The organism is Kribbella sp. NPDC031520, assembly GCF_055580825.1.
Genome location: NZ_JBVIKS010000002.1, coordinates 791,027 through 808,190 on the forward strand (window position 1 = coordinate 791,027; position 17,164 = coordinate 808,190).

General features: G+C 68.3%; 16 protein-coding genes. 7 read left to right on the forward strand and 9 right to left on the reverse strand.

Annotated elements, in window-relative coordinates; all coding sequences use genetic code 11:
- Positions 1 to 18 precede the first annotated feature (18 nt).
- Complete coding sequence (locus ACZ5BU_RS12500) at positions 19 to 885, forward strand: alpha/beta fold hydrolase (RefSeq protein WP_465698198.1); 867 nt, start codon at positions 19 to 21, stop codon at positions 883 to 885.
- 29 nt (positions 886 to 914) lie between these two features.
- On the opposite strand, the gene ACZ5BU_RS12505 is transcribed toward ACZ5BU_RS12500, so the two are convergent.
- Positions 915 to 1,721, reverse strand: a complete 807-nt coding sequence (locus tag ACZ5BU_RS12505) for an SDR family oxidoreductase (RefSeq protein ID WP_465698200.1) — start codon at positions 1,719 to 1,721, stop codon at positions 915 to 917.
- Positions 1,722 to 1,770: 49 nt separating this feature from the next.
- Here ACZ5BU_RS12505 and ACZ5BU_RS12510 point away from each other — a divergent pair, with 49 nt between their 5' ends.
- The 3 genes from ACZ5BU_RS12510 to ACZ5BU_RS12520 are packed head-to-tail and all read left to right on the forward strand — an operon-like array spanning position 1,771 to position 5,088.
- Positions 1,771 to 2,157, forward strand: a complete 387-nt coding sequence (locus ACZ5BU_RS12510) for a MerR family transcriptional regulator (protein ID WP_465698202.1) — start codon at positions 1,771 to 1,773, stop codon at positions 2,155 to 2,157.
- 22 nt (positions 2,158 to 2,179) lie between these two features.
- A complete protein-coding gene (locus ACZ5BU_RS12515; RefSeq protein WP_465698203.1) occupies positions 2,180 to 3,691 on the forward strand; it encodes a TldD/PmbA family protein in 1,512 nt (503 codons plus the stop codon).
- Positions 3,688 to 5,088, forward strand: coding sequence for a metallopeptidase TldD-related protein (locus tag ACZ5BU_RS12520; RefSeq protein ID WP_465698205.1), 1,401 nt, complete (start codon positions 3,688 to 3,690; stop codon positions 5,086 to 5,088). The genes ACZ5BU_RS12515 and ACZ5BU_RS12520 overlap by 4 nt, the downstream gene beginning before the upstream one ends.
- On the opposite strand, the gene ACZ5BU_RS12525 is transcribed toward ACZ5BU_RS12520, so the two are convergent.
- Positions 5,089 to 5,760 carry a class I SAM-dependent methyltransferase gene (locus tag ACZ5BU_RS12525; RefSeq protein WP_465698207.1) on the reverse strand — a complete coding sequence of 224 codons (672 nt, stop codon included), beginning with the start codon at positions 5,758 to 5,760 and terminating at the stop codon, positions 5,089 to 5,091.
- Between the two features lie 140 nt (positions 5,761 to 5,900).
- On the opposite strand from ACZ5BU_RS12525, the gene ACZ5BU_RS12530 reads away from it, so the two are divergent.
- From ACZ5BU_RS12530 to ACZ5BU_RS12540, 3 genes are all read left to right on the forward strand, one after another.
- Positions 5,901 to 7,415, forward strand: coding sequence for a PfkB family carbohydrate kinase (locus tag ACZ5BU_RS12530; RefSeq protein ID WP_465698209.1), 1,515 nt, complete (start codon positions 5,901 to 5,903; stop codon positions 7,413 to 7,415).
- A 168-nt stretch (positions 7,416 to 7,583) separates the two neighbouring features.
- Positions 7,584 to 7,826 (forward strand): hypothetical protein, encoded by a 243-nt coding sequence (locus tag ACZ5BU_RS12535; protein ID WP_465698211.1) that lies wholly within the window; start codon positions 7,584 to 7,586, stop codon positions 7,824 to 7,826.
- Positions 7,823 to 8,773 carry a PfkB family carbohydrate kinase gene (locus ACZ5BU_RS12540; protein WP_465698213.1) on the forward strand — a complete coding sequence of 317 codons (951 nt, stop codon included), beginning with the start codon at positions 7,823 to 7,825 and terminating at the stop codon, positions 8,771 to 8,773. The genes ACZ5BU_RS12535 and ACZ5BU_RS12540 overlap by 4 nt, the downstream gene beginning before the upstream one ends.
- Here ACZ5BU_RS12540 and ACZ5BU_RS12545 read toward each other — a convergent pair whose 3' ends face one another.
- The 7 genes from ACZ5BU_RS12545 to ACZ5BU_RS12575 form a co-directional block, all read right to left on the reverse strand.
- A complete protein-coding gene (locus ACZ5BU_RS12545; RefSeq protein ID WP_465698215.1) occupies positions 8,774 to 9,310 on the reverse strand; it encodes a hypothetical protein in 537 nt (178 codons plus the stop codon). It lies immediately after the preceding gene.
- A 42-nt stretch (positions 9,311 to 9,352) separates the two neighbouring features.
- Positions 9,353 to 10,147, reverse strand: coding sequence for a Mom family adenine methylcarbamoylation protein (locus ACZ5BU_RS12550; protein ID WP_465698217.1), 795 nt, complete (start codon positions 10,145 to 10,147; stop codon positions 9,353 to 9,355).
- 291 nt (positions 10,148 to 10,438) lie between these two features.
- A complete protein-coding gene (locus ACZ5BU_RS12555) occupies positions 10,439 to 12,190 on the reverse strand; it encodes an IucA/IucC family protein (RefSeq protein WP_465698219.1) in 1,752 nt (583 codons plus the stop codon).
- A complete protein-coding gene (locus tag ACZ5BU_RS12560) occupies positions 12,187 to 13,434 on the reverse strand; it encodes a lysine N(6)-hydroxylase/L-ornithine N(5)-oxygenase family protein (RefSeq protein ID WP_465698221.1) in 1,248 nt (415 codons plus the stop codon). Before ACZ5BU_RS12560 ends, ACZ5BU_RS12555 begins: the two co-directional genes overlap by 4 nt.
- Before the next feature lies 1 nt (position 13,435).
- A complete protein-coding gene (locus tag ACZ5BU_RS12565; RefSeq protein ID WP_465698223.1) occupies positions 13,436 to 13,951 on the reverse strand; it encodes a GNAT family N-acetyltransferase in 516 nt (171 codons plus the stop codon).
- Positions 13,948 to 15,564, reverse strand: coding sequence for an IucA/IucC family protein (locus ACZ5BU_RS12570; RefSeq protein ID WP_465698225.1), 1,617 nt, complete (start codon positions 15,562 to 15,564; stop codon positions 13,948 to 13,950). Before ACZ5BU_RS12570 ends, ACZ5BU_RS12565 begins: the two co-directional genes overlap by 4 nt.
- A complete protein-coding gene (locus tag ACZ5BU_RS12575; RefSeq protein WP_465698227.1) occupies positions 15,561 to 17,057 on the reverse strand; it encodes a pyridoxal phosphate-dependent decarboxylase family protein in 1,497 nt (498 codons plus the stop codon). Before ACZ5BU_RS12575 ends, ACZ5BU_RS12570 begins: the two co-directional genes overlap by 4 nt.
- Between the last annotated feature and the right edge of the window lie 107 nt (positions 17,058 to 17,164).

A 17,164-nucleotide genomic window follows, 5' to 3' on the forward strand; every position in this document is an offset into this window, starting at 1 on the left:
CTTGGTTACGCTCCGCCCATGTCGAGCTCGGTGGACAACAGCTTCGTGCGGGTGGGCGAGCGGATTCTGCTGTACAACCTGTACGGCACGGAAGGCGGGGTACCGGCGATCTCGTTCGGCGGTTCGCCGAGCACGCGGTGGAAGCGGCCGGACGCGGTCGCGGCCATCGAAGCGGCCGGGGTTCGGCTGGCGCAGGCCGACCGGCCCGGGTACGGCGGGTCGACGCGGCAGCCCGGTCGTACGGTGGCGTCGGTCGTACCGGACACGGTGGCGCTGGCGGACGCGCTCGGGTGGGAGCGGTTTGCGGTGACAGGCGGGTCCGGCGGCGGGCCGCATGCGCTGGCATGTGCGGCGTTGCTGCCGGACCGGGTGACTCGCTGTGCCGTGATCGGGAGCATCTCACCGCCGATCGTCGACGGTCCGGAGCCGACCGAGGACGAGGAACAGGCGGACCCGCGCCGCAACCGCACCTCGTGGACGGCATTGCACGGCGACCTGCGCCCAGGCCTCGAGGAAACCGCCCGCTCGATCATGACCGCCGTCGAGGCGGGCGGTCCGGAGATCCCACCGGACCCCGGCGCCGAGCCCGGCCCGCCCGCACGCGAGGACCCCGCCGCGATGGCCCGCCTCGCCGCCACCTTCGTCACCAGCCACGACGGCTGGGAGGACGACCTGATCGCCTTCGCCAAGCCGTGGGGATTCGACTTCGGCGAAATCCACGTCCCGGTCACCCTCTGGCACGGCTCCACCGACGAACGCGCGGGCAAGTACGCCGATCACCTGGCCGCCGCGATCCCGGGAGCCGAGCGGCGCTACTACATCGGCGGCCACATCCCCCCAGCAAATGCGTACCGCGAACTCCTCCGCTGGCTGAAACTGTCCTGACGGACATCACGCGCTCGGCGGTCCGTTCGTCACGATGCGGTGGCCCTGGGGACCGGGGTGAGCGCGGGGACGAGTCGGTCCCACAGTCTTTCCGGTAGGAGCTGGTGCAGCCCGAGCATCAGGTGAGCCAGGCTGCCGACGCGGTAATACGCCCAAGGGCGTTCGGCGGTGGCGGCCCGGTGGACGACCCGTGCAACCCGGTCCGGCTGCAGCACGACAGGGTTGCGGCTGAGCCGGTCGACGACCTCGGCGGTGAACCGGGAGTACGGGCCGTCAGGACGGCCGTGCTGGAAGTTGCGGCGTTCAGCGTCGGCGAACGGCGTGTCGATGCCGCCCGGCTGGATCACGCTCACCCGGATCCCGAACGGCTTCAACTCGTGCCGCAGTGCTTCACTCATCGATTCCACAGCGTGCTTGCTCATGGCGTACGCGCCCATCCCCGGCATGGTGATCCGGCCGGCGACGGAGCTGACGTTGACGATCCGGCCCCAACCGCGCTCGCGCATGCCGGGTACGACCTGCTGTACGACCCGCAGCGCACCCACGACATTCACCTCCAGCTGAAGCCGCAGCACCTCGAGCGGAAGTTCCTCCAACGGCCCGCCCAGGGAGATCCCGGCGGTGTTCACCAGGACGTCGACTTCGCCGGCGAAGTCCAGATCCGAATTCGCGGTGACGTCCAGCCGCACCGGCCGTGCGCCCAGAGCGGCCAGCGGTTCCGCGGCCGACGGATCGCGATACCCGGCCAGGACCCTCGCGCCGTCGGCGAGGAACCGGACGGCAACCGCGCGCCCGACACCTCCGCTTGCACCCGTGATCAGTACTGTCCGTGTCATTTCGGGACGGTAAACTCTGGAGCGTGCTCCAAGGTCAAGGCTGCCGGCCATGCTGATCAGCGACGTTGCGGCGCGGCTGGGAGTGCGCACCGACACAGTGCGGTACTACGAACGCGAGGGCCTGCTCGACGAGCGCCACATCACCCGTCGTCCGAACGGGTACCGCGACTACGGTGAGCCGGCGGTCGAGCGTCTGAGCCTGCTGCTGCAGGCCCGCCGGTCCGGGATGTCGATCGCCGAGATCAAGACGCTGGCAGCCGCCTTCGACGGCGGCACTCTCACCGCTGATCTGCAGTTACAGGTTCTGCGCGACAAGCTCGCCCGCCTCGACGAGCAGGCCCGTGAACTGCGCGTGACCCGGAACGCTGTCGCAGACAAGATCGCCTACCTGGAATCCGGACGAAGCCGACACCACACGTCGGGAGACACGACCTGACCCCCTGTATAGGGTCGGGTTCGTGCCTGATATCGATGCAGCGTTTCTTGCTCTGCCCCGTCGTGAGTTGGCTGCAGCCGCCCTGCAGCGGGCTCGCGATCTGGGGGCGACCTTCGCCGAGTTCCGGCTGGAGCGGATCCGGTCCGAGTCCATCTCGTTGCGCGACAGCGTGCTGGAGAGTGCCAAGGACGACGAGGACCTCGGCCTGGCGGTGCGGGTGATCCACGACGGGACCTGGGGGTTCGCGGCCGGGGTCGCGCTGACCGTCGACGAGGCAGTCGTGCTGGCCGAGCAGGCGGTGAACATGGCGCAGGTGTCGCGCCCGATCAACGCGGAGACGATCGAGCTCGCCGACGAGCCGGTGTACGACGACGCCCGCTGGATCTCGTCGTACGAGATCGACCCGTTCACCGTCCCGCGAGCCGAGAAGGTCGCGCTGCTCACCGACTACAGCGACCGGCTGTTCAAGGCCGACGGCGTCGCGCACGTCAGCGTGCACGTCGCCACCGTCCACGAGTGCAAGTTCTACGCGAACTCGGCCGGTACGTCGTACACCCAGCAACGCGTCCGGATCGGCCCGTCGATCACCGCGCACGGCGTCACCGAGGACCGGTTCGACTCGATGTCGTCGACCGCTCCGCCCGCGGGCCGCGGCTGGGAGTACATGACCGGCACCGGCTGGAACTGGGACGACGAGCTCGCGCAGATCCCCGGCTGGCTGGCCGAGAAGCTGGCGGCGCCGAGCGTCGAGGCCGGTACGTACGACGTGGTCATCGACCCGTCCAACCTGTGGCTGACGATCCACGAGTCGATCGGCCACGCCACCGAGCTCGACCGCGCCCTCGGCTACGAGGCGAACTACGCGGGCACCAGCTTCGCCACCCTCGACCAGCTCGGCACGCTGAAGTACGGCTCGCCGGTCATGCACGTCACCGGCGACCGCACCGCGGAGCACGGCCTGTCCACCGTTGGCTACGACGACGAGGGCGTCGCCGGCCAGCAGTGGGACCTGGTCAAGGACGGCATCCTGGTCGGGTACCAGGTGGACCGCCGGATGGCGAAGAAGAACGAGGACGTCCTCGGCACGCCCCGCTCGAACGGCTGCGCGTACGCCGACTCCTCCGGGCACATCCCGATCCAGCGGATGGCGAACGTCTCGCTGCAGCCCGCCGCGGACGGCCCGTCCACCGAGGAGCTGATCAGCCGGGTCGAGAACGGGATCTACATCGTCGGCGACAAGTCCTGGTCGATCGACATGCAGCGGTACAACTTCCAGTTCACCGGTCAGCGGTTCTACAAGATCACCGACGGCAAGCTCGACGGTCAGCTCCGCGACGTCGCGTACCAGGCCACCACGACCGACTTCTGGGGTTCGATGGAGACGGTCGGCGGCCCGCAGACGTACGTCCTCGGCGGCGCGCTGAACTGCGGCAAGGCCGAGCCCTCGCAGTCCGGCGCGGTCAGCCACGGCTGCCCGTCCGCCCTATTCCGCGGAGTCCGTATTCTCAACACCACTCAGGAGGCCGGCCGGTGACCGCCGTACAGCTCACCCCGCAGGACACCGTCGAGCGCGGCCTGGCCCTGGCGGCGGCCGAGGGCGCCGACGGTTGCGTCGTACTCGTCGCCGAGACCTCCAGCACCAACCTCCGCTGGGCGAACAACACCCTGACCACGAACGGCGCGATGCGCGGGTCGAGCGTGACCGTGATCGCCACGGTCGGCTCGGGCGAGGGTACGGCGGCCGGCGTCATCGGCCGCTCGTCCGTCACCGAGGACTCGCTCCGCGAGATCGTCTCCGCCGCGATCGCGACCGCCCGCGCCGCCGCTCCGGCCGAGGACGCGCGACCGCTCGTGGACGGCGCCGTGTCCGCGGACTGGGAGCTCGAGCCGGAGGAGACGACGGTCGGCGTCTACGAGAAGTTCGCGCCGTCCCTCGGGGAGTCGCTGAAGCAGGCGGCGGCCGCGAAGCGCCGGCTGTACGGGTTCGCCGACCACGAGGTCGTGACCCTGTACGTCGGCTCGTCGACCGGCCTGCGGCTCCGCCAGGCGCTCCCCCGCGGGTACGTGTCCTCGACCGGGAAGATCGACACCCACTCGGCATGGGTCGGTACGGCAACGCGGGACTTCACCGACGTCGACGCGCTCGCGCTGGACACCGAGCTGACCCGCCGCCTGGGCTGGGCGTCACGGACGGTGTCGGTCGACGCGGGCCGGCACCCCACGATCCTGCCGCCGGCCGCGGTCGCGGACCTGATGACGTACCTGTACTGGGTGCTCGACGGGCGGGACGCGTACGAGGGTCAGACCGTCTTCTCGAAGTCCGGCGGCGGGACCCGGATCGGTGACACGCTGTCGGCGCAGCCGGTGAACCTGCACTCGGATCCGGCGCTCGCGGGACTGGAGGCGTTCGCGTTCGCGGTGGCGCGTTCGTCGGGCGGATCGTCGAGCGTCTTCGACAACGGCCTCACGCTGGCGGCGACGGACTGGATCCGCGGCGGGAAGCTCGAACACCTGATGACCAGCCGGTACACGGCGGCCCTGATCGACGTACCGACGGCGACGCCGGGCATCGACAACTACGTGCTGACGGTCGACGGCGCGTCCGGTTCGACCGACGACCTGGTGGCGGGGCTCGACAACGGGTTGCTCCTGACCTGCCTGTGGTACATCCGGGTCGTCGAGCCGCAGACGCTGCTGCTCACCGGGCTGACGCGCGACGGCGTCTACCTGGTCGAGAACGGCGAGGTCACCGGCGCGGTCAACAACTTCCGCTTCAACGAGAGCCCGGTCGACCTGCTCGCCCGCTTCACCGCGGCCGGCGCGACGGTGCCGTCGTTCTCGCGGGAGTGGGGCGACTACTTCTCCCGCACCGCGACGCCGCCCCTGCTGATCCCGGACTACAACATGTCCAGCGTCAGCCAGGCCAACTGACTACTTCGACAGGGCAACGCGCCACAGGACGCGCTGACCTTCCTGGTACGGCGTGAGCTCGTCGAGGTTCCAGTCCTCGGCGAGCTCGTCGACCAGCTCCTTGCCGAAGAACCGGCCGACGAACCCGTCCTGCGCCGACAGCCCGTCGTCGAGCTGTTGCCAGTGCTCCGCACACGGGTCGTCCGTGGACCTCACGGCGTACACGAAAAGGCCGCCAGGGCAGAGCACCCGGTGAATCTCGGCGACCAGCGAGCGCAGCTCGGACAGCGAGAACGCCATGTTCAGCAGCAGATTCGCGAACACGGCGTTGACCGTCGCATCAGCCGGCGGCAGCGGATCCCGTACGTCGTGCAGCGCCGCCGTCACGCGGTCGTCGAGCCCCTCACGCTGCGCCTCGAGCCGCAGCTGGTCGAGCGCCGTCTCGCTGAAGTCGGTCGCGTGCACGCTGAATCCCTGCCGGGCCAGGAAAAGCGCGTCCCGCCCGTGACCGGCGCCGAGCTCCAGTACGTCATCGATGCCCACGGCACCGAACAGCTCCACCGCCCGGCGGGCGGCCACTGACGGCTCCGCCCCGTGCAGCTGTGGACGGCGTGCGTACGCCGAGTCCCAGCGTTCCTGCTGAGCCCTCGCGAGCTCGACATGCCCAGTGTTCCCAGTGTTCCCAGTCTGCATGGTGGTGCTCCCCGTGGTCGTCACGCCGATCTGGACAACCGGCAGACCGCGCCAGCCTACCGGGCGACGCGCTGACAACGACACCGGCGCCGGACATCCACCGCACAATGGAGGGATTGGCTCACTGCGCTGGGGTACGCATGTCCGATCTCGTGGTCCAAGGGCCGTCCAGCGGCTCCTATCTGGTACCGGTCTTCAAGGTGCTCCGGAAGTACGACGGCCTCACAGCCAAGCGTCTCGCAGTACTCGAGGACGCGCAGGACCTCCTGCGCCTCCAGATCGTCCAGAACAAGGCCGTACAGACCGGACACAAGCCCGCGGACGCGGCGATGCTCGTGATCGTCGAGCAGGTCGCAGAACTCGAATCCCCGACCGACCGGATCATCGCCGACGGGATCCTCAGGCTCGGCATCTATCTCGGGCTGTACAAGGCGTACGGCATTCCGGACCGCGCCGTGCACAATCTCGCGCACGGTGCCGTCGGCGAACGGCGTCTCGCCCTCGTGAGGCACTGGGCCAAGCTGCACGAAGCCCTGCAGGAGCCACCGCCGAGCGGTCCGGCTCCGGGCGAACACACCCTGCGCGGCCGCCTCGAACGAGAGGTCTTCGAGCGGCTCGGCGCACTGCTCGTCAATCCGCGATCGCCCGCCGTTCCGGCACGCCCGGCCCGCAGAGCCCAGACCGTCGACGCCGCCGCGGCGGGCAAGGTCGTCGTGGTCGGCGGGGCCGCGATCGACTACACCTGGCGGATCGGCAGCACGCCCGCCGTCGGTACGTCGACGATGGCGATGACCTTCGCCCGCACCCCCGGCGGGAAGGGTCTCAACCAGGCTGTCGCTGCCGCCAACCTGGACCTCGACGTCTCCCTCGTCGCCGCCGTCGCGACCGACGCCGACGGCCGCGCGATCGAGGAACACCTCGAGGGCGAAGGCGTCGACATCTCGCTGCTGCAGCACGTCGAGCGGCGCGGCGCGCGAACCCCCGCGACCGGGATCTTCGAGTTGCCGTACGGCAACAGTTCGGCCGCGGTGTGGCGCGACGGCGTCGAGTTGGACACGGCAACGATCGAACGTCACGCGGACATCCTGTCCAGCTGCGACGTAGTACTGCTGACGTTCGAAGTCCCCCAGTCGGTCCTGAAGCGGGTCCTCGACGTCGTCGCCGGCGCCGACGAGCCGCCGGTCGTCATCGTCACTCCCGGCCAGCCGTACTCCGACGGTCACCTGGTCAGCCCACTCCTCAAACAGATGGACTACCTGGTCGCACACCTGTGGGAACTCGAGGGCTTCGCGTTCTCCCCCGAAGCCAAGTACGACCCGGAACTGCTGAGTGACGACCTCCTGAGCCGAGGCCTCAGATCCCTGTGTCTTCTGGGCGTCCCCGATGGCGGCACCATCTACGAACGCGGTAAACCGCCGGCCCCGATCCCCCGCCCCCACCGCCACATCGCCGAGTCCTCGATCACCCGCGACGCCTTCTGCGCCGCCCTCGCCGCCCGCCTCGTCGAAGACCGCTCCCACACCGAGAACACCTACCTCTGGGCAGCCGCCGCCATGGCCAGCTTCGCCGAGACGTACTACGAAGCCCCGACCACCCACCCCACCCGCGCCGCCGTCAACACCCACTACGACGCAATGCCAGAACGCAAGGCCTGATTGCCAATTGGCAATCGCGGGCGGACCCGTCGCGACAAAACTCGGGCTGGCGGTTTCAACTGTCCCTGCCACGATCGAAGAAAGGCTCCACCAGAGCCACCAGCGGAGCCGGCAGGGACCCCGATCCCGGAGCCCGCCGGCCGCGCGAGATCGAGGATCGAGGACACCATGGCTACCAACCAGGTACTCGCATTGATGCTCATCTTCGGCTTTTCGTTCGCGATCGCCAAGAACTGGAGGAAGGTACTCGTCTTCCTCGGCGCACTGGCCATGACCGCGGTCTGCTTCGGCGTCTACACGATCGTCGAAACGGTCCGCAACACCGACACCGTCCACAGCGACGTGGACCCAGCCGGCATCCAAGCCGGCCACCCGGACACGACCGCGACGCCGCGGAGGGGAGATCAGTGAGGCGGCACGTCGTGGTCATCGGCGGCGCGACCACGGACGTGATCTTCAGGACCAAGCGTCTGCCGGCGTTGGAGACTTCGACTGAAGCGCTCGGGTGCTGCCTCTCGCCTGGTGGCAAAGGACTCACGCAGGCCGAAGCCGCTGCCCGGTTGAAGCTTCGGACTTCGCTCATCGCGGCAGTCGGCGACGACCGGTTCGGCGATGCGATCGTGGAACACCTGCAGACCGAGGACGTGGACACCTCGCTCATCAAGCGAGTGCCTCAGGCACAGACTCCGTTCACCGGGGTGTTCCAGCAGGAGCTTGGCGACAGCATCGCCGTGAACTGGCGGAACGAGAGCCAGATCCACCTGGACCCTGAAGACCTCCTTGACCGGCAGGAGGAGGTTCTCGACTGCGACATCCTGCTGATCACGTTCGAGGTCCCGCGCGAGACGGTCGAGGCGGCGCTCGAACTGGTTCACAACAGCTCCGAGAAGCGCCCGATTGTGATCGTCACGCCTGGCCAGCCCTATACCGACGACAAGGTCTCGGCGGATGCACTTGCGCAGATCGACTACCTCGTTGCGCACGCCTGGGAGTTGGAGCCGTTCGGCCGGCAGGACATGTCTTTCGATCCTGACGCCGTTGCCCGCACTCTGCTTGCGTCCGGGGTCAAGACCCTGTGCCTGCTCGTGAGAGACGGCTGTAACGCGTACTCCCGGCCGCGTGGCGACGTGCTGCAGGTCCCTGCCCCACCGTCGATCTACAAAGAGACCGCGGTGGCCCGCGATGCGTTCTGCGCGGCGCTTGCCGCTCGGCTCATCGAGACCGGGAACATGTTCTCGGAGGATGTTGCGCGTTGGGCGGCGGCAGCGATGTCCTGCGCGGCCTCCGACTTCCCGCGGCGCGACCCGCTCCCCACCCGGCGACGCGTCAACGATCTGCTGGAACGCAGTCCGCTGTAGTCAGAAGAATCGCCTCAGGCGCTCGGGCATGAGCGGCAGCTGGTCGGGTCCGAGTGCCGTCACGAGTCGCCCGAGGCGTTCCTGCACCTCGTCGTCCTCGAGCTCCGCGAGCCCGAGCCGGAGCGTCGCGTCGTACGACACGCCGTAGTTCGACCGGATGCTGCTGTGTGACGAACAGAGAACCTTGTCACCGGCGAACGTCGAGGACTGATCGCAGGTCAGATCGACGATCGTCCTGCCCGGGTCCTGCGCGTCGCCGACCTCGAGCCAGCAGTGGTCCGGCAGACTCTCCACCGACTCGCGAACAGCTCGCACATCGCCGTAGCAATAAACCGCCGGTACGTCGTGAACCTCGCACAGAACGACCATCAACCAGGCAGACGTCACGCCGCACTGCCCGGTCGAAGGACTCTGCCGGTGATCGGCGAAGCGCCAGTGAACGGTCTTCTCGCCCCACACCGTCGAGACCAGCTCCCGGTACGACGCGAGCTCCGCCCGCCAGTCCGGCGCCGTAGCAGAACCATCACCCGCAGTCACCCGGTGACAGTACCAGCTTCAGTACCAGTTTCAGTACCAGCTTCACCGAAGTATGCGACTCCGTTCGGCAGGCAATATCCGCTCCGTCGCGCCGCGAACTCGACAGCAGAAGATCAGTGAATCCTGGAGTTCGACCCGGCTCCTTCTCGCATTCCGGTCCAGTGCGCACAGTTCGTCAATACTGCCTACCGACGGAAACGCCGTCCACATCTGGCGGAGACTCATGTACCGGCGCTTGTAGTACAGGTACGGCCGGGCCCGGACCGTCATCCACTGCTGCCAGTTCGAGGCCAGGTAGCTGGCGCCGGTGAAGCCCAGGTTCGGATCGACGACGGTGGTCAGCAGTTCGACATCGCCCTGTTTGCGAAGGAACTTCCGCACGCGCGACAGCAGGTACGACACTGCGTTGGCCGGCGCGCCGTCGAACGAGTAGACGCGCGAGACGTCCCAGATCGCCTTGCGTGGCACGCCGAACTGCAAGGTCAGCTGGTCCGCGACCCGTCTCCATTCGAGCGGGGAAACGCTGCACAGGGTCAACGGTGTTCCGCCCTGCTTGTCGACCAGGGCGAAGTTGAGTGAACCTCGGCGCGCGTTCCGGAGGTAGTGCAGGCTGCCGAAGACCCGGTCCGCGTCCGCGCCGACCTGCCGGAACTCGAGGTCCGCGAGGGCATACTCGCGACGCGGCATCAGGTCCCGCACCGCGCGTTGGTCCCGCCGCAGCCGGGAAGCGTTGCCGACGACAACGGCCAGTGCCGCCAGCCGGCCGACCGTGCCGTCCGGATCCATGGCGTACGGCAGGTGCAGGCGGGTACGGACGGCCAGCTCGCGCCGGTTCACACCCCACCAATCGGCCAGCCCGAGAAGCTGGTCCAGAGAATCTGCAGAATTCGTCCGGAAAATCCCTGACCGGGATTTCTTGGGCGGTGCCGATTCCTGAATTTCCAGTGCACTGTTTCGAACGTGAACGGGAATCGGTTCAGGGCCGGCCGCGACCGGCCGGCGCTCCGGTGGTGGGCAGATGGTCAGGCGGGGTTCGGGTTCCGGGTAGGTGGTGGCCAGGGTGCACTGCGACATGATGGTCCCCCAAATCTGCTCGTCCGTCGCGCCCCCGCGCGGCGGATACAAGTTTCATGGGGAATTGTGCGGGGCCGGAGATTCGGTTGGCAAGGTTGTTTTCGGAAACACCGGGGTGATGGTATGCAGTGGATTTGGAATGGTGCCGGTTACGGGTATCGGTGGACGGGTGTCCAGGTCGGTGTAGCCGAGTTTCAGGCGGTAGCCGTTGAGCGGATAGCGGAGGAACGTCGGGCCGGTCAACGCGGTAGCGGCCAAGCGGTCGGTGTATTCAGGGTGTTCTTCGGTGTAGCGGTGTACCTCGCCGCGGACGATGCCCCAGAAGCGGTCCTCGGGGATCAGGTTCCGGGCGGACAAGGGATTGAGAACGCCCAGCAGCAGGGCGTCGACGACGTACTGGCGAAGAATTTGCCAGGGTTTACGCGGCAGGACTCTGCGGTGCGCGTCGGGTTCGGGGCCGCGGGCAACGATCGGTTCGGTGGAGAGGTTGAGGTCGTCGACCAGGTCCTTGATCACCAGGCGGGCCGGCACGCCGTCGGGGCCGCAGATGATCGCGAGGTTTTCACCGTGCGGGTTGACTGTGATGCCGTAGTGGTGGAGTAGGTGGAGCAGCGGTCGCAGGATCGTGGCGAGCAGCCTGGCGAGCCACGTCTCCGGGTCGGCGCCACTGCGGGCGATCGCGGCCTCGGTGAAGCCCGGATGCAGTACGGCGGCCAGCGGCCACGCGGTCTCACCGTCCCGCAACCGCGGGTCGAGGGGGTCGCGCCAGATGCAGCCGAGCGTCTCGGTCCACTGGTACGGAACACCGTCGTGGGAGGACAGTTGCGGGTGTGGGACGGTGACCGAGGCGAGCTCGCCGAGGAGCTCAGTGCCCGACAAAGCTGCGTCGCGGGACCAGAGGCCGCGGAGCCATTGGGTGACCATCGGGGCGGCGAGGGTGCAGTGCTCGGGGATGCCGCGGTAGACCGAGGTGTTCAGGATCTTCAGGGGGAGCTTGACCTGGTAGCGCGACGGGTTCGAGATGTTCACCATCGTGCGGATCGACTGGGTCGGCAGGTACTCGTCGGGGCTCTCCCCCAGGACGACGATCTCGCCGTTCGCGAGTTCCCGCGCCCACTGGGTTCGGATGACGTGGTCCAGCTGCCACGGGTGGCACGGCAACCACACGTACGCGTCCGGGTCGTCCAGCACGGCCCGGAACGCCGCGACTGTGTCGGAGTCCAACTCCCGAGCGATGACAGCGTTCTCCGAGAGGTCCGGCGTACCGCGGAACTCGGCGAGTCCACGTCTTACCGCCAGCCAGACCAGGTGGAGTGGCTTACGAGCCTCTGGGGCGTAGCGCTCGCTGTCGGCGGCAGAGAAGCCCAGGCGACCCTTGTTGGCAACCAGCAGCGGGTGTCCGGTCAGGTGGCCTTCCAGCCGACTGTGGTGCAGCCCTAGTAGTTCATCCGCGGGCAGAGCGGTGCTGGTCATGCGTACGTCGGCCGCCAGCGTGCTGGTGAGTTCAGCGACGTATCCGGCCACGGTGGAGCCGTCGACGCCCAGTACGTCGGCACCGTCGACGAAGAACTGCACCGGGTCGGTGGCCGGCTCGCTCTCGTCGTTGCCGAGGATGCCGGCCGTCGTACGGCGAATCGACGCCGGATCGACTCGCCAGCTCCCGAAGGCACCACGGGTCGCGTCGAACGCGTACGAAACCCGTCCGAAGTCCAGGCGATTGTCCACCGGTTCCAGCAGCCCCTCCGTGCAGAGCTGGGAGATGAGCTTCGCCAACAGCTCGGACGAGCACTGCGTCCAGACGGTCATCCGGGGATCGCAAACGTCGTGTAGGCGGTTGACTTGGGCAGCCGGAACACCTCTCGGCCGGCCACGCTGTTCAAGATCGTCGCATTGCGGATCGCTCCGATACCCAGGTCCGGCGCAGCAACGCCGTGGCTGTGCAGATCGGCGTTGGCAACAAAGATCCGACCCTCAAGAGCCCCCTGAACGCTGTGGTCGCGGTTGATCACCCAGCGACCAGCGGCGTCATGTCGGATCTGCTCCTGCAGCGACTCCATGAACGGCAGCTGACGGTTCCGGTAGCCAGTAGCAGCGACCACAGCGTCTGTAGTGTGCTGGAACGTCTTCCCGCTGTCTGCGTGCAGCATGGTGAGGTCCAGCCCGTCTGCTCGCGCTACGGCGGACACAACAGCCACACCGCACTGCAGTTCGGCGGGCAGATCCCTGGTGTACAAGACGTCGTGGATGTCGTCCAGCGTCTCCGACGAGATGCCCTTGTAATGCCGCCACTGCTCCTTCACCAGGCGGTCACGGGTCTGTTCGTCCAACCCGTGGAAGTAGTCGACGTACGACGGCGTCGTCATCTCCAGCACCAGCTTCGAGTAATCCAGCGGCGCGAAGGACGGCGTACGGGTCAGCCACGACACAGCAGGACCGTCAGCTCGCAGAAGGTCCAGTGCGCACTCGGCACCCGACTGCCCCGAGCCGACGACGGTCACGCGACCTCTGCGCAGAAGATCGTCCCGCCGGAAGAGGTAGTCCGCAGAGTGCAGGAACCGCTCTTGAGGCAGCCCTGCCAGTGCATCCGGTACGAACGGCTCGGTACCGACGCCAACCACCAGGTGCCGCGCCTCGTAGTGCTCTAACGCCTCACCACGTTCAACTGTGAGCTCAAAGGCCGATCCGTTCCACACAGCAGACTTCACGTGGTGGCCGAAGTGCAGTGAGTCCAGCTGCGCAGCACACCACCGCAGGTACGCCTCATACTCCCGCCGCGTCGGGTGGAACTTCTCCCGCACGTAGAACTGGTACAGGCGGTCGTTGTCCCGCAGATAGGACAGGAACGACAAACGGTGCGCCGGCTCGACCAAACTGACCAGGTCCGCCAAGAACGACACCTGCAGCATCGCGTCCTCGAACATCAGCCCGCGGTGCCAGGTGAACTCCGGTCGGCTGTCGAACACCGCCAGCTGTACGTCGTCCACACCGTCGGCCAGTGCGGCCAGCCCGAGGTTGAACGGCCCGCAGCCGATCGCAATCACGTCGTACATCTCATGCCTCCTGCGCGGCCCGGGTGCGGACCATCAGTACTGCTGTCTTCTCGGGCAGCTGTAGCTCCCCGTGCTGGACGAAACCCGCCGCCGCGAACGCACGAACGGAGGGCGTGTTCTCGACGTCCGGCTCGGCCACGACCCGCGTACAGGCCGGCTCGGAGCGCAGCACCGTGTCAGAGACCTCTCGCAGCAGCTGGCGCCCCAGTCCCTTGCCCACACGGGTACCGTCGCCGATCGCGACGTGGACGCCCCAGTCCTCGTCGTCGTACGGGTAGTACTGCGCCAGCCTGTCGTGCCGCACGCGGTACAGCTCGACGTACGCGAACTCCTCCGCGTCCAACGTGACCACGCACGGCCTCGAGTGCTCCCCCGCAGTCTGCCGTGAGATCTCTTGCGCCCAGCGCTCCACAGACCAGCCTTGGTGCCACCAGCGCCGTACATGCTCCTGTGCCATCCACAGTGCGATCCGAGGAGCGTCAGCCGGTTCTGCGGGCCGCAGCGCGAAGGTCGTCACCGCAGCGGGTTCGGGATGTCGAGATAGACCGACTGTGCGTCCAGTGGCGCCACTACCTCATCGATGCCGCGCAACCGGGTCAGCATGTTCGCCTTGCACGGCAGGGTCTCCGCTTCGAGCCACCTGCGCGCCAAACGATCCCCGTCGGGTCCAGCCGCCTTCAGCAACGGCAGCGCGTACGTCAGACGATCACGAACTACGGTCAGCAGCTCGGCCTCGTCGGCGACTCCGTCCGCAGCCAGACAGCCCACCACGGCCAGCGCCTGGTTGTGCAGCAGGTAGTACGTCAGCCGATCGTCGACAATCGGATCGTCGACAACCGCCAGCGTCGAGTCGCGCAGTCCGGTGATCTTGAGCAGACCCTGCAGGTACGACGAGGCGAGGTAGTACCCCTGGTTGTCGCGGTACGCACCGCCCTTGATCCGTCCGGCGCCGTCCAGCCGCACCAGCGTGTTCTGTTGATGCGCCTCCAGCCCGATGCCGGTCTCGGCGTACAGGTGCAGCATCGGCACGAGCACGTTGTCGATGTACGCCGACACCCACGCGGCCGGGTCGTCCGCAGCGAATGAACTCAGCCGGCTCACACCACCGGGCCGTGGTGCGACCAGGCCCGCCAAACACGCGTAGCTGTTGACGTCCGCCGGCACCTCCCGGACCGCTACGTCGAGGCCCGTGAGCGTCGGTCCACCTTCGTCCAGAGCAACCCAGGCAGGGTCACGGACGATGCCGAACCGCGGATGCGCCGTCGCCGTCCCCGCGTTGTACGCGGCATCGAGCAACCGGTTGATCTCCAGGCCGCGCCGCAGCTCGGTCGGCGTCGACTCGCGCCGCGAGTTCGTGATCCGCAGGCCGAGCGACAGCTTCAGCATCACCCGCAGATCAGGGTGGAACACGGTCCGCAGACTCGAGGTCGGATACCACTCCGCGCCCGCGGGACCCAGCGCCTTCACCCGCCCGGCCGCGATCAGCTCCGCGACCCGAGGACGCCGCACGACGTCACCTGCCTGCCACGGATGGGCAGGGACCAGCACCCGGCCCGGCGACGGAGTGATACCGGCCAGCGCGCCCATCAGCTGCACAGCGTCCAGTCCCTGCAGCGAGGGCGCCCCGGCCACCTGGTCCGACGACACCAGTTCGGCGTCGGCTTCGAACCAGTGCACCGCGAAACGGCCACCGAGCTCCGGCGAGTACGCCGCCAGTTCGTCGCCGCTCAGTCCGTCCCGGCTCTTCGGTGCCGGGTGGTTCAGATGCCCGAACAGCAACGCCTGCTCGACCTCGAGGAAACGCCCCGGACCGCGCTCGCCGCCGGCCTGCTCGACGAACAGCGCGACGTTCCGGACCGACTCCGCCGTCCGGGCCGCCAGGTCGTCGACCTCGGCCGGGTCCGCGTCCGCCGACAGCACCCGGACGAGTTCCTCCGGAGCCGGCGGTACGCCGTCCAGCCGTACGTCGGTGAACTGGTGCAACCCGGTCCGCGAAGCATGCTGCACGCGCGCCGTCACCGTCGAGGCGCCGATGTCGAATGTCAACAATCCGACGGTGACCGGTATCGACGACTCCCGCGTGTAGCACCGCAGGATCGCGTTCAGATGGGCGTCAACCGCAGTGCTCACGCTGCTCCTTCGCCGGCGAGGACGTCGAGGCCGGTGGCCACAACCTGATCGAGCAGGTCCTCGATGTCCGTCGCGGTGGCGTTCGGGTTCAGCAGCGTCAGCTTCAACCCGACCGCCGCCGGGCGGCCGCCACGGGCCGGCAGCTTGGTCCGGCCGATCAGCACCCGCCCGGAGGCCAGCAACCGGCGCCGGACCTCGCCCTGGAGCGCGTCCGCGGCGGCCGCGTCCAGGCCCTGCCCGGCGACCCGGAACAACACCGTGGTCAGGGTCACCGGCGCCAGCAACTCGAGGTTGCTGTCGGCAACGACCCGGGCCGCGGCGGCGTGCGCGAGCTCGTGACAGGTGTCGAGCATCGTTCCCAGACCGGACCGGCCGTAGGCCGTCAGCGTGGTGGCAACCTTGACCGCGTCCGGCCGGCGGGTGGTCTGCAGGCTGCGGCCGAGCAGCCCGTCCAGCCCAGCGTCGATGTCGTCGGCCGGGTTCAGGTAGTCCACCGACCGGTCGAACGCCGCGAACCGGGTCCGGTCCGCCACCAGCAGCACGCTGGTGGCAGCCGGCTGCCAGCCGATCTTGTGCAGGTCCAGCGTCACCGAGTCGGCCAGCCGTACGTCGGCGAGCAGCGGCGCCAGCCGGTCCGAGAACAGCGCCCCGAACCCGTACGCCGCGTCGACGTGCAGCCAGGCGCCGTACTCGCGCGCCAGAGCGGCGATCGGCGCGATCGGGTCGATCGACCCGAAGTCCGTCGTACCGGCGGTCGCGACCACGGCGACCGGCGTTCGTCCGGGCCTGGCCAACTCGGCCTCGAGCAGGTCGGTGCGCATCCGGAAGTTCTCGTCGGCGGCGATCGTTATCGCGGCCTCCTCCCCGAGCCCGAGGGCGGCACAGGCCCGCTGGACCGAGAAGTGCGCGAGTTCGGAGCAGAACACCACCGGCCGTTCGAACCCGTGCAACCCGTTCCGCCGTACGTCGAGACCGGCCGCGGCGGCGGCGCTGTCCCGGGCGATCAGCACCGCGAGCAGGTTCGAGATCGACCCGCCCGGCGTGAGTACGCCGTCCGCCTGCAGGCCGAACCCGGCCAGCGTGGCAAGTGCCCGGACGACCCACTGCTCGATCGCGAGCGTCGCCGGACCGGAGTCGTACGTGTCCATCGAGGCGTTCGAGGCCGACGCCAGCGCGTCCGCGTCGACCGCGACCTGCAGCACCGGCGGCTGCAGGTGCGCCGCGGCGTGCGGGTGACTCAGGTCGATCCCGTGCTCCTCGAGCAGACCCGCGATCAGATCCAGCGCGGCCGGCTCCCCCACCCCCGTCGCCGGCACCCGCGGCTCGCCGAGCACCTCGGCGGCACGCCGCAGCACCGCTCCAGGCGAACCGTGCGGCAACGGTCCGCGCTCGCGATCCGAGACAGTCGAGGCCAGCGGCCACCGAGCGGCGAACTGATCACGAGCGGCTGCGGGCGGTGCGTTCACGGCGGTCAGACGCGCGACCTGCGACATCCAGTGCTCCCGGAAAGTTGTCGAGTAAGGCAACCCTTACTAAGGCAGCCCTAACTTTTGCCGCGCGCACTCATTGTGTCAACTCGACCACCCCAGGAGTGGCGATC

Bases quoted from the DNA above. Each gene is read 5' to 3' on its own strand.
- ACZ5BU_RS12500 (WP_465698198.1), top strand. From the start codon at position 19: ATGTCGAGCTCGGTGGACAACAGCTTCGTGCGGGTGGGCGAGCGGATT.
- ACZ5BU_RS12505 (WP_465698200.1), bottom strand. From the start codon at position 1,721: ATGACACGGACAGTACTGATCACGGGTGCAAGCGGAGGTGTCGGGCGC.
- ACZ5BU_RS12510 (WP_465698202.1), top strand. From the start codon at position 1,771: ATGCTGATCAGCGACGTTGCGGCGCGGCTGGGAGTGCGCACCGACACA.
- ACZ5BU_RS12525 (WP_465698207.1), bottom strand. From the start codon at position 5,760: ATGCAGACTGGGAACACTGGGAACACTGGGCATGTCGAGCTCGCGAGG.
- ACZ5BU_RS12530 (WP_465698209.1), top strand. From the start codon at position 5,901: ATGTCCGATCTCGTGGTCCAAGGGCCGTCCAGCGGCTCCTATCTGGTA.
- ACZ5BU_RS12535 (WP_465698211.1), top strand. From the start codon at position 7,584: ATGGCTACCAACCAGGTACTCGCATTGATGCTCATCTTCGGCTTTTCG.
- ACZ5BU_RS12555 (WP_465698219.1), bottom strand. From the start codon at position 12,190: ATGACCGTCTGGACGCAGTGCTCGTCCGAGCTGTTGGCGAAGCTCATC.
- ACZ5BU_RS12560 (WP_465698221.1), bottom strand. From the start codon at position 13,434: ATGTACGACGTGATTGCGATCGGCTGCGGGCCGTTCAACCTCGGGCTG.
- ACZ5BU_RS12575 (WP_465698227.1), bottom strand. From the start codon at position 17,057: ATGTCGCAGGTCGCGCGTCTGACCGCCGTGAACGCACCGCCCGCAGCC.